5 protein-coding genes are annotated in these 17050 nt (G+C 44.1%); 1 reads left to right on the plus strand and 4 read right to left on the minus strand.

What is annotated here, in order from left to right:
* Positions 1-17 precede the first annotated feature (17 nt).
* On the minus strand, positions 18-13991 hold the full coding sequence (locus tag U0033_RS08215; RefSeq protein WP_322518509.1) for an Ig-like domain-containing protein: 13974 nt from the start codon (positions 13989-13991) through the stop codon (positions 18-20).
* 307 nt (positions 13992-14298) lie between these two features.
* Entirely contained in the window at positions 14299-14544 is a 246-nt protein-coding gene (locus U0033_RS08220; RefSeq protein WP_072365196.1) for a hypothetical protein, read from the minus strand.
* 81 nt (positions 14545-14625) lie between these two features.
* Here U0033_RS08220 and U0033_RS08225 point away from each other — a divergent pair, with 81 nt between their 5' ends.
* Positions 14626-15648 (plus strand): endo alpha-1,4 polygalactosaminidase, encoded by a 1023-nt coding sequence (locus tag U0033_RS08225; RefSeq protein WP_072365198.1) that lies wholly within the window; start codon positions 14626-14628, stop codon positions 15646-15648.
* Between the two features lie 115 nt (positions 15649-15763).
* On the opposite strand, the gene U0033_RS08230 is transcribed toward U0033_RS08225, so the two are convergent.
* Both U0033_RS08230 and U0033_RS08235 read right to left on the minus strand, forming a co-directional pair.
* Complete coding sequence (locus U0033_RS08230; RefSeq protein ID WP_072365200.1) at positions 15764-16099, minus strand: TfoX/Sxy family protein; 336 nt, start codon at positions 16097-16099, stop codon at positions 15764-15766.
* A gap of 13 nt (positions 16100-16112) precedes the next feature.
* Complete coding sequence (locus tag U0033_RS08235) at positions 16113-17045, minus strand: nitrilase family protein (protein ID WP_072365202.1); 933 nt, start codon at positions 17043-17045, stop codon at positions 16113-16115.
* Positions 17046-17050: the final 5 nt, after the last annotated feature.

A 17050-nucleotide genomic window follows, 5' to 3' on the forward strand; every position in this document is an offset into this window, starting at 1 on the left:
TTTCAGCGCTAATCACATTAATTATTAAAGTTCCTTACCAGTGTAGTGTATCCTTTGATCACTTCCCATCCTGAGCTAGCTGTGCGCCTGATGCGCAGCAGGTAGTAATAAGTTCCTTCGTTCAAGCCCTCTCCTTTCCATGTATTCTGGTAGTTCTTTGATCTGAATACTTCGTTACCCCAACGGTTTACGATGATCAGTTCTGTTTCAGCATATTGGCTAAGACCTCTGATCTCGAATACGTCGTTCCTGCCATCGCCGTTCGGTGTGAACAGTGTTGGTACGGTGATCTCTGCAAATGAGGTAGAGATCTTTACAGTAGCGATGTTGGTAGTTTTACCATCAGCAGTTGTCACCTGGTAGGTGAAGGTATCCTCACCGGTATAACCTGTAGCAGGTGTGTAAGTGACGGTACCGTTGCTGTTTACGACTACCGAACCGTGGGCTGGTTGATCTACAACCCTTACTGAACCCGGATCGAAGGTCGAAGTACGGGCACTGTCGTTGGCAAGTACATCGATGTCGATTGGTGTGTTGGCGACTACAGTTATGCTGTCGTTAAAGGCCAGCGGGTTGTTTGAGTTGTCAGGAATTGTCACCTTTACGGCAACGGTTACTGTTGTTGTATTACCCTTGTCATCTTTTACGATGATGGTGAAGGCATCATCACCGGTATAGCCTGGATCAGGTGTATAGGTGTATGTACCGTCATCATCCACTTTTACAGAACCATGGGTTGGATCGCTGCCTTTTTCGTAGGTGAGCGGGCCACCTTCAGGGTCGGTAGCGGTCAGGGTATCTTTTACAGGTTTGTCCTGTTCTGTAGTGGTAGTCGTACCACCTGTTACAACCGGTGCCTTGTTAGGCGTTGTTACAGTAACGGTAACGGTTACTGCTGTTGTATTACCCTTGTCATCTTTTACAATGATAGTGAAGGTATCATCACCGGTATAGCCTGGATCAGGCGTGTAGGTGTATGTACCGTCATCGTCCACTTTTACAGAACCATGGGTTGGATCGCTGCCTTTTTCGTAGGTGAGCGGGCCACCTTCAGGGTCGGTAGCGGTCAGGGTATCTTTTACAGGTTTGTCCTGTTCCGTTGTAGTAGTCGTGCCGCCTGTTACAACCGGTGGATTGTTGGTAGTGGTTGGCGCCTTCACATCTACAGTGACGGTTACAGTTTTCGGATCACCATGACCATCATCTACGATAATTGTGAAGGTATCGGTACCGGTGTATCCTGGATCAGGCGTATATGTATAGGTACCATCTTTGTCGACAACTACGTCACCGTGAGCTGGCTTGCTGCCTTTATCGAAGGTGAGTGGATCACCGTCGGGATCGGTAGCGGTCAGGGTATCTTTTACAGGTTTGTCCTGTTCTGTGGTGATGTCATAACCGCCGTTTACTACTGGCGGATGGTTCGTAGTGGTTGGAGGTGTGACAGTCACGGTTACGGTCACTGTTTTCGGATTGCCACTGCCATCGTCGACGATGACGGTGAAGGTGTCGTCACCGGTGAAACCCGGATCAGGCGTGTAAGTGTATGTACCCTTATCGTCCACGTTTACAGAACCATGGGCCGGTTCGCTACCTTTACTGTAGGTGAGTGGATCGCCGTCAGGGTCGGTAGCAGTCAGGGTATCTTTTACAGGTTTACCTTGTTCTGTGGTGGTTTTGTCACCGCCTGTGATGACTGGCACATCGTTTACAGGTGTTACAGTAAATCTTACGACAGCGGCATCGCAGAGACCCGGGGTACCGTTGTCACAGATCATGTATACAAGGCTGTCTTTGCCGTTGAAGTTTGGATCAGGTGTATAGACGATGATACCTTCGGCAGTCAGAGAGGCAGTACCATGTACTGGCAAAGTGATTATGCTGGCGCTTATTTCGTCTCCATCAGGATCGCTGTCATTCGTTAAGACATTGCCGGAGTATGTTTCATCTTCCAATGAAGTGATCGCATCATCTACGGCGATTGGCTTGTGATTGATAGCGGTTACTGTAAATATTACGACAGCGGTATTGCATAAGCCAGGAGTACCGTTGTCACAGGTTTGGTAAACGATGCTGTCTTTACCGCTGAAGTTTGGATTTGGTGTGTAGGTGAAGTGGCCATTTCCATCCAGGGTGGCGGTTCCGTTTACAGCAGGTGTCAGTAGGCTTGCAGTCAGGGCATCGCCATCTACGTCATAATCATTGGTCAGTACGTTGCCATTCGCGGAGGTGCCTTCGGCTAAGGTTGCGGCATCATCTACGGCAATCGGTGCGTCATTTACAGGGGAGACTATAAAGGTCACGGTACCGATATCACACTTACTCGGAGTTCCATTATCACATACATTGTACTTAATACTATCAGCACCATTATAATTAGCATCTGGCGTATAAGTAAAGCTGCCATCCGGTTTCTGAGTTACTGTACCGTGGACTGGATTTACCAGCACTGTTGCTGTCAGCACATCGCCTTCTACATCGGTATCATTGGACAATACTTCAAAATCCTTTGCTATATCCTCTGTGACATTAACCGCGTCATTTACTGCTACCGGTGCGTCATTTACAGGGGAAACTGTAAAGATCACAGTACCGGTATCACACATTGAAGGAGTACCATTATCGCATACTTTGTACTTAATACTATCTACACCATTATAATTAGCATCTGGCGTATAGGTAAAGCTTCCATCAGGTTTCTGAGTTACTGTACCATGTACTGGATTCACCAGTACTGTTGCTGTCAGCACATCCCCTTCTACATCGGTATCATTGGACAATACTTCAAAATCCTTTGCTATATCCTCTGTGACATTCACTGCATCATTTACTGCTACCGGTGCGTCATTTACAGGGGAGACTATAAAGGTCACTGTACCGATATCACACTTACTCGGAGTTCCATTATCACATACATTGTACTTAATACTATCAGCACCATTATAATTAGCATCTGGCGTATAAGTAAAGCTGCCATCCGGCTTCTGAGTTACCGTACCATGTACTGGATTTACCAGCACTATTGCTGTCAGCACATCCCCTTCTACATCGGTATCATTGGACAATACTTCAAAATCCTTAGCAGTATCCTCTGTGACATTCACAGCGTCATTTACTGCTACCGGTGCGTCATTTACAGGGGAAACTGTAAAGATCACTGTTCCGATATCACACTTACTCGGAGTTCCATTATCACATACTTTGTACTTAATACTATCAGCACCATTATAATTAGCATCTGGCGTATAAGTAAAGCTGCCATCCGGTTTCTGAGTTACTGTACCATGTACTGGATTTACCAGTACTGTTGCAGTCAGCACATCGCCTTCTACATCGGTATCATTGGACAATACTTCAAAATCCTTTGCTATATCCTCTGTGACATTAACCGCGTCATTTACTGCTACCGGTGCGTCATTTACAGGTGTTACTGTAAAGGTCACGGTACCGATATCACACTTACTCGGAGTTCCATTATCACAAACTTTGTACTTAATACTATCTACACCATTATAATTAGGATCAGGCGTATAAGTAAAGCTGCCATCTGGTTTCTGGGTTACTGTACCATGTACTGGATTTACCAGCACTGTTGCAGTCAGTACATCCCCTTCTACATCGGTATCATTGGACAATACTTCAAAATCCTTTGCTATATCCTCTGTGACATTCACAGCGTCATTTACTGCTACCGGTGCGTCATTTACAGGGGAGACTGTAAAGATCACGGTTCCGATATCACACTTACTCGGAGTTCCATTATCACATACATTGTACTTAATACTATCAGCACCATTATAATTAGCATCTGGCGTATAAGTAAAGCTGCCATCCGGTTTCTGAGTTACCGTACCATGTACTGGATTTACCAGCACTGTTGCTGTCAGCACATCCCCTTCTACATCGGTATCATTGGACAATACTTCAAAATCCTTTGCTATATCCTCTGTGACATTAACTGCATCATTTACTGCTACCGGTGCGTCATTTACAGGTGTTACTGTAAAGGTCACGGTACCGATATCACACTTACTCGGAGTTCCATTATCACAAACTTTGTACTTAATACTATCTACACCATTATAATTAGCATCAGGCGTATAAGTAAAGCTGCCATCTGGTTTCTGGGTTACTGTACCATGTACTGGATTTACCAGCACTGTTGCTGTCAGCACATCCCCATCTACATCGGTATCATTGGACAATACTTCAAAATCCTTTGCTATATCCTCTGTGACATTCACAGCGTCATTTACTGCTACCGGTGCGTCATTTACAGGGGAGACTGTAAAGATCACGGTTCCGATATCACACTTACTCGGAGTTCCATTATCACATACATTGTACTTAATACTATCAGCACCATTATAATTAGCATCTGGCGTATAAGTAAAGCTGCCATCTGGTTTCTGGGTTACCGTACCATGTACTGGATTTACCAGCACTGTTGCTGTCAGCACATCCCCTTCTACATCGGTATCATTGGACAATACTTCAAAATCCTTTGCTATATCCTCTGTGACATTCACTGCATCATTTACTGCTACTGGTGCGTCATTTACAGGAGAAACGGTAAAGATCACGGTACCGGTATCACACTTACTTGGAGTTCCATTATCGCAAACTTTGTACTTAATACTATCTACACCATTATAATTAGCATCAGGCGTATAAGTAAAGCTTCCGTCGGGTTTCTGAGTTACTGTACCATGTACTGGATTTACCAGCAATGCTGCAGTCAGCACATCGCCTTCTACATCTGTATCATTGGACAATACTTCAAAATCCTTTGCCATATCCTCTGTGACATTCACAGCGTCATTTACTGCTACCGGTGCGTCATTTACAGGGGAGACTGTAAAGATCACGGTTCCGATATCACACTTACTCGGAGTTCCATTATCACATACATTGTACTTAATACTATCAGCACCATTATAATTAGCATCTGGCGTATAAGTAAAGCTGCCATCCGGCTTCTGAGTTACCGTACCATGTACTGGATTTACCAGCACTGTTGCTGTCAGCACATCCCCTTCTACATCGGTATCATTGGACAATACTTCAAAATCCTTTGCTATATCCTCTGTGACATTCACTGCATCATTTACTGCTACTGGTGCATCATTTACAGGGGAGACTGTAAAGATCACTGTTCCGATATCACACTTACTCGGAGTTCCATTATCACATACATTGTACTTAATACTATCAGCACCATTATAATTAGCATCTGGCGTATAAGTAAAGCTGCCATCCGGCTTCTGAGTTACCGTACCATGTACTGGATTTAACACCACTGTTGCAGTCAGCACATCGCCTTCTACATCGGTATCATTGGACAATACTTCAAAATCCTTTGCTGTATCCTCTGTGACATTCACAGCATCATTTACTGCTACCGGTGCATCATTTACAGGGGAGACTGTAAAGATCACGGTTCCGATATCACACTTACTCGGAGTTCCATTATCACATACATTGTACTTAATACTATCAGCACCATTATAATTAGCATCTGGCGTATAAGTAAAGCTGCCATCTGGTTTCTGGGTTACTGTACCATGTACTGGATTTACCAGCACTGTTGCTGTCAGCACATCCCCATCTACATCGGTATCATTGGACAATACTTCAAAATCCTTTGCTATATCCTCTGTGACATTCACAGCGTCATTTACTGCTACCGGTGCGTCATTTACAGGGGAGACTGTAAAGATCACGGTTCCGATATCACACTTACTCGGAGTTCCATTATCACATACATTGTACTTAATACTATCAGCACCATTATAATTAGCATCTGGCGTATAAGTAAAGCTGCCATCTGGTTTCTGGGTTACCGTACCATGTACTGGATTTACCAGCACTGTTGCTGTCAGCACATCCCCTTCTACATCGGTATCATTGGACAATACTTCAAAATCCTTTGCTATATCCTCTGTGACATTCACTGCATCATTTACTGCTACTGGTGCGTCATTTACAGGAGAAACGGTAAAGATCACGGTACCGGTATCACACTTACTTGGAGTTCCATTATCGCAAACTTTGTACTTAATACTATCTACACCATTATAATTAGCATCAGGCGTATAAGTAAAGCTTCCGTCGGGTTTCTGAGTTACTGTACCATGTACTGGATTTACCAGCAATGCTGCAGTCAGCACATCGCCTTCTACATCTGTATCATTGGACAATACTTCAAAATCCTTTGCCATATCCTCTGTGACATTCACAGCGTCATTTACTGCTACCGGTGCATCATTTACAGGGGAGACTGTAAAGATCACGGTTCCGATATCACACTTACTCGGAGTTCCATTATCACATACATTGTACTTAATACTATCAGCACCATTATAATTAGCATCTGGCGTATAAGTAAAGCTGCCATCCGGCTTCTGAGTTACCGTACCATGTACTGGATTTACCAGCACTGTTGCTGTCAGCACATCCCCTTCTACATCGGTATCATTGGACAATACTTCAAAATCCTTTGCTATATCCTCTGTGACATTCACTGCATCATTTACTGCTACTGGTGCGTCATTTACAGGTGTTACTGTAAAGGTCACAGTACCGGTATCACACATTGAAGGCGTACCATTATCGCATACTTTGTACTTAATACTATCAACACCATTATAATTAGCATCCGGTGTATAAGTAAAGCTGCCATCTGGTTTCTGAGTTACCGTACCATGTACTGGATTTACTAGTACTGTTGCAGTCAGCACATCGCCTTCTACATCGGTATCATTGGACAATACTTCAAAATCTTTAGCAGTATCCTCCACAACCATCACCGCATCATTTACTGCTACCGGTGCGTCATTTACAGGGGAGACTGTAAATATTACTACTCCTGTATCACACATTGAAGGAGTACCATTATCGCAAACTTTGTACTTAATACTATCTACACCATTATAATTAGCATCAGGCGTATAGGTAAAGCTTCCATCTGGCTTCTGAGTTACTGTACCATGTACTGGATTTACCAGCACTGTTGCTGTCAGCACATCGCCTTCTACATCGGTATCATTGGACAATACTTCAAAATCCTTTGCTATATCCTCTGTGACATTCACTGCATCATTTACTGCTACCGGTGCATCATTTACAGGGGAAACTGTAAAGATCACTGTTCCGATATCACACTTACTCGGAGTTCCATTATCACATACATTGTACTTAATACTATCAGCACCATTATAATTAGCATCTGGCGTATAAGCAAAGCTGCCATCCGGCTTCTGAGTTACCGTACCATGTACTGGATTTACCACCACTGTTGCAGTCAGCACATCGCCTTCTACATCGGTATCATTGGACAATACTTCAAAATCCTTAGCAGTATCCTCTGTGACATTAACCGCATCATTTACTGCTACTGGTGCATCATTTACAGGGGAGACTGTAAAGATCACTGTTCCGATATCACACTTACTCGGAGTTCCATTATCACATACATTGTACTTAATACTATCAGCACCATTATAATTAGCATCTGGCGTATAAGTAAAGCTGCCATCCGGCTTCTGAGTTACCGTACCATGTACTGGATTTACCACCACTGTTGCAGTCAGCACATCGCCTTCTACATCGGTATCATTGGACAATACTTCAAAATCCTTAGCAGTATCCTCTGTGACATTCACAGCGTCATTTACTGCTACCGGTGCATCATTTACAGGAGAAACTGTAAAGATCACTGTTCCGGTATCACACATTGAAGGAGTACCATTATCGCACACTTTATACTTAATACTATCTACACCGTTATAATTAGCATTCGGTGTATAGGTAAAGCTTCCGTCGGGTTTCTGATTTACTGTTCCATGCACTGGATTTACCAGCACTGTTGCTGTCAGCACATCGCCTTCTACATCGGTATCATTGGACAATACATCAAAATCCTTTGCTATATCCTCTGTGACATTCACTGCATCATTTACTGCTACCGGTGCGTCATTTACAGGAGAAACGGTAAAGATCACGGTACCGATATCACACTTACTTGGAGTTCCATTATCACATACATTGTACTTAATACTATCAACACCATTATAATTAGCATCAGGCGTATAGGTAAAGCTGCCGTCGGGTTTCTGAGTTACTGTACCATGCACTGGATTTACCAGCACTGTTGCAGTCAGCACATCCCCTTCTACATCTGTATCATTGGACAATACATCAAAATCCTTAGCAGTATCCTCTGTGACATTCACCGCATCATTTACTGCTACCGGTGCATCATTCACAGGAGAAACGGTAAAGATCACAGTTCCGGTATCACACATTGAAGGCGTACCATTATCGCAAACTTTATACTTAATACTATCTACACCATTATAATTAGCATCAGGCGTATAGGTAAAGCTTCCATCTGGCTTCTGAGTTACTGTACCGTGGACTGGATTTACCAGTACTGTTGCAGTCAGCACATCCCCTTCTACATCGGTATCATTGGACAATACTTCAAAATCCTTTGCTATATCCTCTGTGACATTCACTGCATCATTTACTGCTACCGGTGCGTCATTTACAGGGGAAACTGTAAAGGTCACGGTACCGGTATCACACATTGAAGGAGTACCATTATCGCAAACGCGATACGTCATACTATCAACACCATTATAATTAGCATCCGGCGTATAAGTAAAGCTACCATCCGGCTTCTGTGTTACCGTACCATGCACTGGATTCACCACCACACTAGCCGTCAGCACATCGCCTTCCACATCACTATCATTAAGCAATACATCAAAATCCTTTGCCACATCCTCTGTGACATTCACTGCATCATTTACTGCTACTGGTGCATCATTCACAGGAGAAACGGTAAAGATCACAGTTCCGGTATCACACATAGAAGGCGTACCATTATCGCAAACTTTATACTTAATACTATCAACACCGTTATAATTAGCATCCGGCGTATAAGTAAAGCTTCCATCCGGTTTCTGATTTACTGTACCATGAACTGGATTTACCAGCACTGTTGCTGTCAGCACATCCCCTTCTACATCGGTATCATTGGACAATACTTCAAAATCTTTTGAAGTATCCTCTGTTACATTCACAGCATCATTTACTGCTACCGGTGCATCATTTACAGGTGTTACTGTAAAGATCACGGTACCGGTATCACACATTGAAGGAGTACCATTATCGCAAACTTTATACTTAATACTATCAACACCATTATAATTAGCATCCGGCGTATAAGTAAAGCTGCCATCCGGTTTCTGTGTTACTGTACCGTGAACTGGATTTACCAGCACTGTTGCAGTCAGCACATCGCCTTCTACATCTGTATCATTGGACAATACTTCAAAATCTTTTGCAATATCCTCTGTGACATTCACAGCATCATTTACTGCTACCGGTGCGTCATTTACAGGGGAAACTGTAAAGATCACTGTACCTGTATCACACATTGAAGGAGTACCATTATCGCAAACTTTATACTTAATACTATCAACACCATTATAATTAGCATCCGGTGTATAAGTAAAGCTGCCATCCGGTTTCTGTGTTACCGTACCATGCACTGGATTCACCACCACACCAGCCGTCAGCACATCGCCTTCCACATCACTATCATTAACCAATACATCAAAATCCTTTGCCACGTCCTCCACAACCATCACCGCATCATCCACCGCTACCGGCGCATCATTCACAGGGGAAACGGTAAAGATCACTGTACCGGTATCACACATAGAAGGCGTACCATTATCGCAAACTTTATACTTAATACTATCAACACCATTATAATTAGCATCCGGCGTATAAGTAAAGCTTCCATCCGGTTTCTGTGTTACCGTACCATGCACTGGATTCACCACCACACCAGCCGTCAGCACATCGCCTTCCACATCACTATCATTAACCAATACATCAAAATCCTTAGCCACATCCTCCACAACAGGTACCGCATCGTCCACCGCTACCGGTGCGTCATTCACAGCCGCTACCGTAAAGACCACCATTCCCGTATCACACATCGAAGGAACACCATTATCACATAAGCTATACCTCATGGTATCCAAACCATTATAATTAGTACCCGGCGTATAAGTAAAGCTCCCATCCGGCTTCTGAGTCACCGTACCATGCACAGGATTCACCACCACACTTGCCGTCAGCACATCCCCATCTCCATCTGTATCATTAAGCACCACATCAAAATCCTTTGCCGTATCCTCCACTACAGGTACCGCATCATCCACCGCCACCGGCGCATGATTCACTTTCTTCACCGTAATATGTACCGTAATTATAGAAGAACTCTTTCCATCACTCACTGCCACCTTAAATGAATCTATTCCAACATACCCCGTAGCCGGTTTATATAAATAAGTTCCATCACCATTCACCGTCACCGTACCATGAGCCGGATTAGTAGATTTCGTAAACGTAATTGCATCACCATCCAGATCCGTAGCCGTTACCTTACTAACCAGATCTTTATTCATTTCAATCTCCTCATTCGTATCCGGCCCATACGGCACATCATTCACCGCAGTAATACCCAGTGAGATCGTACCAGTCGCCGTCTTCGTACCACCCGCTCCTGTATTTCCATTATCAGCAATCGTCACCGTGATGATCTCAGCAGCCGGAGGCGTATGAGACGCTGAATAAGTCAGGTTACCACCAGCTATATAAGTATTGATAGCAGACAAGGTACCTGACAACGAAATGCTGCCACCCGTACCCGTCACCGTTACACCTGCCACCGTCGCAGTATTAAACCAACCCGTCGGCACAGAAAAACTAGCCGTTACCGCACCAGTACCCGCATCCACATCTGCAAAAGACACATCTTTCAACGAAGCCGGTGTATCCTCCGTTACCGCCAGCCCCGTAGGCAGCGACATCGTTGGACCATCATTCACCGGGGTAATATCAATCGTCATGGTCGCAGCCGTAGTTGCATAAGACGTACCATCAGCAGCATTCCACTGGAAGCACGTAGTACCATTCCAGTTTGATGTAGGCGTAAACACTATCTTGCTCAGATCTGCCGCCACAATCTCCTGCCCTACCGTAATATTCGTACCATTCATTTTGAAACTCCCATTCAATGGCAGACTCAATATCTTTATCTTTGACAGCGCCGTTCCATCCGGATCCGTATATACACTGGTGAAATTCGCCGCCGTAAATGCTAAGGCAGCATCCTCCGCACCAGACACACTATTATCAGCTACCGCCGGCAGATTATTCACCACCGCAGTTACCGTAAAGTAATAAGTGGCACGATCCGTATTACTATCATTATTCTTAATAGTTACTACCGCCGTGTAAGTACCAATTGCATGTGATGCAGGATTGAAAGTCACCACAAATCCTAAACCCCCTCCACTGCTGATACTTGTACCAGCCGGCTGTGAGCTCACTGTAAAACCAGCATCCCCTGCAATCGTCACCAACTGAGGTGTACCCGTCAGCGTGATTATACCCGTACCAATGTTCTGTACCGTAAAGGTATTACCCACCGCACCACCTGTAGTTGTCAGCACGCCATAATTAGTACCATCCGTGGTGGATGTACTAATTTTATTATCAGCGATGGTTTGCCCATTACCTGACACACTCACCCGTGGAGTTGTCAATATATAAATACTGGTGGTAGAAGCCGGCCCTGTTTCCTTCCCATCATTCACCTCTACTGTAATAGTACGGGTTGTTGTATTAGGCGAACCCAGGGTGTTCATGTATTGGATCAACTTTAGCGCATCTGCATATGCTGCAGCTGATGCCACACCCGTTAAACGGATCGTATCAGTATTTGCACCGGTAACAGTTATACCAGCAGGCATCGCACCATTCACAACCAGGTACTCTGCACTTCCATTCTTATCATTGGTCAATACGATCTTCGCGCTTGAAATATTATCACCATCAGGATCAGAAACTACCACATCATTATCCGCAATGTTTGCACCCGTTGCACTCCCCGCAGCAAAATAATTGATGAAGTTCTTATAACTCGCCCCAGAACTGCCATCTGTATCCAGGTTCACCACCGGGCAGTTGTTCACCGCAATCTGTGCAGAGATAAGGTTATTGTCGTAATAACACTCTTTATATTTACTACCCTGATTCACCAGACTTGACAATGTGAAAGGCGTACCTACTGCATGCCCAACCCCTCCTGATACAAATGAACCATTATCATTCAGTACCATTGATAGCGGAATATTCACATTGCTAAAACTGCTCAGGTCCAGGTTAAAATCAAAGCTACGGCACTCACCCTGTGGTATGTCCTGGTTGAATGTACCTGTATATAATAATATCGCAGCAGGGTCAGTAGTCGGATCACCTGAATAAAAAGATACCGGCATACCACCACTACTGTTACCCGATCCCGGGTTACATACGTTCACTGTCGCCTTCACAATATTACAGGAGCCACCCTTGGCAAAGGTGATCCCTGCAGCTGTACTAAACGCCACATCCGGTCGCGAACCATAATAATCGCAGGACAACAGGAGCTGGTAACTACTCGCCACCAGGCCCTCTTTATTAATTACCGTCAGCTGACTCTTATCTGCTGACAGGAAGAAGCTAATGTCATATACTGCTCCCGTGTTCTTAAAACCAACTGTGCCAGACGCACTACGCGTACTGGTACTATCCAGGGGAACATTCTTAAATGCATAGTTATCATCCCTTCGGGTGGCATTGTTCAAGCCCACCTGCTGATAAAAATAACCGGTTACTGTAGATTTTGTCAAGTCTATATAACCATATGCCGCCAGGGAGTTCTCATTACTCTCCCTGTTCGTGTTGATCGCATTACCCGTTTCATTAAAATAAATGAAATTCGTACCTGAAGGAATCGTAAATGTTTTCTTTACACCCCAGGTATAACTACCATCCAGTATAGCAGAGATATCAGAATCAATAAACTCCGTACTCATCCCCAATCCCACACGGGAATAAAATTCTACCACATAAGCATCATCAAAATCTCTCGCATAGTTCGCATCTCTTTTTATGATCAGGTTACTTCCAGATACATAAATCGTAGGATTGTATGCACCAACCGCACCATCTGATGTAAGCTTGGCAGAATAATCACCGGTAATTTTGCCGGAACTAAACATATCGCTTGTAGAAGCAGCTGCCTTGTTACTGATCACATATGTAGACCTTCTGTTCACCGAACCACCATTCGCCAATGTCACAAAACCATTCAGCGTACCAGCTTTCAGGTCAAAACCGAAACGCATATTAGCATAGCCCTCTTCCGTACCTGACGCCGTATACAGGTCAGTAGAACTGGAGTTCGTACCCTTTGCAGAGATGAACACGATTTCTGCACCTGTAGGAATAGGAATACTCAGATCGGTTGCCGTTGCACCTGTTCCGTGCAACAATGCCCTGATCTCAGGATTCAGTGGTATTAAAGAGTTATTATAAGGTGAAAGGTATTCTACATAATAAGAAGAATGGATACCGCTTGCTTTTTCCGTGATCGTAAGCGTATTGCCGGAAATAGCAAATTTCACGTTGTTAAGATAAGGCAGGGCATCCCCGATCTTATTAGCCTGAAGAATTGTATCACCAAGAGGTGAGTTCTTCCAGCCATATACGTTCGTACCCGTACCATCAGTATTGGTATTCTTCGCATAGTTGACATAACCGGAGGAAGTTGAATTGCCCACATCAATGATAGCATTGATAGTGATAAAATCCTCATCCCCCTGGTCGTTATCATCCGTACCGGCAGTGATACCCGTTTCGGAAGAAACATATACCGCAATAGACTTGGTACCAGTCGGAATGGTAAATGTAGGGGCCGCGCCACCGGGCGCTCTGTATTTGGTTTCAATACCTAATACATCGGCTCTTTTACCTCCACTTGGACTACATGGACTAAAAGGTAACTGGCCCTTTGCCAGAAATGGGAACGCTATTAAGCAAATGCAAGTGCTTAACGCTACTTTAATGAAATTTTCTTTCATAGGTACACGAAAAAGTGCGCGGACGTGAAGCCAGTGATTTCATAGATTTCAGGTAGTGTTGCACCATGGAAACGGTCAAGACATACCCTTGGCCAAAGAAAATACAGGTGATGATGATGACATCACGAACAATGCGAATTTTACTGAACAATGCGTTTTCGGGCAATATAAACCCGTAATTTTCGTACGGATTACAGGCTTAACAATTGCCTAAGGCGCAAATATATAAATATTTGTCGTATATATTTAAAAAATTAATTGAAGATTTTATCTGATTTGCAGACAGTAAGGAAATAAGCGCCGAAATTCAACCCTCAAACAAACCAACTGGACCATCTCCGAAATCGGGTATTGCCTGGACTTTGAAGAGGTGGCACATTTCTCTAATTTCTTCAGAAAACAAACAACGCTGTCGCCTGTCGCTTTCAGGGAGTGAAATGCCGTTATCTGCCAGACCACGAAGATTTGAACTTTGCAAACCCGCAATATTCACCCCGGGAAACCAACATTTATTTAAATCAATGGCGTTGAGAATCATCTCCAAAGAATCCATAAGCTTTTGTTAAAACCCCTCAGGGCCCAAACGGTATAAAATTTTAATCTAATTTTACCCGATAACCATAACCGTATTTTTATGAGACCTATACTTTTAATTCCATTTGCGCTATTCATCTTCAGCGCATGTAGCAAGACCAATGATCCTGATCCAAAATCAGGCTCCAACAATGACAGCGCTGCGGTCGATACCAGCACCACCACCAGCGATTACAAACAATCCATGCGCAATTTCGTGATCGGCATCAGCAGGTACGCAAAGGCTGCGCATAGCGGTTTTATTGTCGTTCCTCAAAATGGTATTGAACTGGTAACAAAGAACGGGGAAAGCTCCGGCACTCCGGATACCGCCTACCTGAATGCAATTGATGCCAATGGCCAGGAAGACCTCTACTATGGATATGACAATGATGATGTGGCAACCCCTACCAGCACCGTCAATTACCTGAATCCATTGCTGAAGATCTCCAAAAACGCAGGCAATACCATCCTCGTGACTGACTATTGCTCCACGCATTCTAAAATGACAGATTCATATACGAAGAATAACGCGCAAGGATATATTTCCTTCGCCGCCGATTCCCGTGGTCTGGATGATATCCCTGCCTTTCCCTCTCCGATCTATGCGGAGAATAGTACTGCTGTAAGCAGCATTGGCCAGGTGAAGAATTTTCTCTACCTGATTGATCCCGCCAGTGGGTTTAGTTCCAAAACTGCCTTTATCAATGCGGTGAAAGCTACAAACTATGACCTGCTGATCACCGATCTTTATTTTAATAATAGTGCATTTACCGCCGCAGAACTCGCAGCATTAAAAAAGAAAGCCAACGGCGGAACAAGACTGGTAATCTCTTACATGTCTATCGGCGAAGCAGAAGACTACAGGTATTACTGGCAGTCCGGCTGGACCAGTACAAAACCCGCCTGGTTAGATGCTGAAAACCCTGAATGGAAAGGAAATTACAAAGTGAAGTACTGGTATAGTGCCTGGCAGAAGATCATTTATGGAAACGACAGCTCTTATACTAAGAAGATATTGGATGCAGGATTTGATGGGGTGTACCTGGATATTATCGATGCATTTGAGTATTACGAAAAATAGCTGGCATACAAAGGTTGTATCAAAAATAAACCTTCCCGGGTTTAACCGGAATACCCGGTGAAGAGCGTTTATAAATATGAACTGCTCAATACCCACAGGCTATTTTTGATACAACCTATTTTTTCTTCTTAGATGATTTTGCCATCGGGTTATATGCCAAAGCCAGGTTGATCCAATAATCAAAATCCGCCTTCGTTCGCATCCCCGTTTCATCTACCAGCACATATCCCTTCATCGGGCGATTGAAGTCCATCTGCCGGCAGCCATTTCTTTCCAGGACCTCGTCCTGCATAGCCGGATCTATCCTTACCATCATCGCGTCTTTATATACTCCCACCAGGATCTTATCATTGTACATGAACGCCAGGCCTCCCATCATGCGGAGTTCCTTCAGGTTAGAAAGATCTTCCAGCCGTTCGCGAATACGGTTTGTCAATAATTCATTATCCATTGTTGGAAGATAATTATTTTTCCGGCGCCAACCATACTACCTTTTGCGAAGACTGGTGCGGCGCACCAATTATATCCTTATACAACAAAGGTCTCCTGGCCTGTAAATACCGGTATCCTCCCGCCTGTTCCAGTTTTTCTTTTGTAAGCACTGCCGTCGCCATATCATTATCCAGCGCACGACATTCTGCAATCACATCACCAAATGGATCAAGGATCATCGAACAACCATTTTTCAACTGGTCATCATCCATCCCAATGGCATTTGCAAAGATGCAATACACCCCATTGTCATAAGCCCTGGCAGGCAACCATTTCATAAGCCATTGCCGGCCTTTTAAGCCATCAAATTCTATCCGCAGACTGGTAGGATCATTTACCCTGTTATTCCACAATGCCGGGTCTACAAAGCCCGCTCCCGGCCTTGTACTGGGTGTACACATGGTGACATGTGGCATCAAAATGATTTCTGCCCCCAACAAACGGGTGGCCCTTACATTTTCAATGATGTTATTGTCATAACAGATCAACATCCCGATCTTCCAGCCATGCAGCTCAAATACACAATATTCATTCCCCGGCGTTAAATGTGAGTTAATAAACGGATGTAATTTCCTGAACTTTGCCAGCAACCCTGTTTTATCTACACAAACATAGGCCTTGTAAATATGGTCTCCCTCCCGCTCAAATAATCCTGCAGCAATAGCAATGTCATATTTAGCAGCGATGTCAATGAGCGCTTTTGTGGAAGGCCCTGAAGGAATCGGCTCCGCCAGTTCCCATAGTTCCTCCCGGGATAAATGACGGGCAAATGTATAGCCCGTTACCGAGCATTCATGAAATACGATGAGTTCAGACGCCGCTGTAGCAGCGTATTTTTCTATCACGGAGAGATTATAAGCCTTGTCCCCGCTACGATGTTCGAATTGTACGGTTGTCACTTTCATAACAC

It is taken from the genome of Chitinophaga sancti, from assembly GCF_034424315.1.
GTDB classification, from domain to species: domain Bacteria; phylum Bacteroidota; class Bacteroidia; order Chitinophagales; family Chitinophagaceae; genus Chitinophaga; species Chitinophaga sancti.

Excerpts from the sequence above, each read along its gene's own strand:
- U0033_RS08215 (WP_322518509.1), bottom strand. The coding sequence starts at position 13,991 with ATGAAAGAAAATTTCATTAAAGTAGCGTTAAGCACTTGCATTTGCTTA.
- U0033_RS08220 (WP_072365196.1), bottom strand. The coding sequence starts at position 14,544 with ATGGATTCTTTGGAGATGATTCTCAACGCCATTGATTTAAATAAATGT.
- U0033_RS08225 (WP_072365198.1), top strand. The coding sequence starts at position 14,626 with ATGAGACCTATACTTTTAATTCCATTTGCGCTATTCATCTTCAGCGCA.
- U0033_RS08230 (WP_072365200.1), bottom strand. The coding sequence starts at position 16,099 with ATGGATAATGAATTATTGACAAACCGTATTCGCGAACGGCTGGAAGAT.
- U0033_RS08235 (WP_072365202.1), bottom strand. The coding sequence starts at position 17,045 with ATGAAAGTGACAACCGTACAATTCGAACATCGTAGCGGGGACAAGGCT.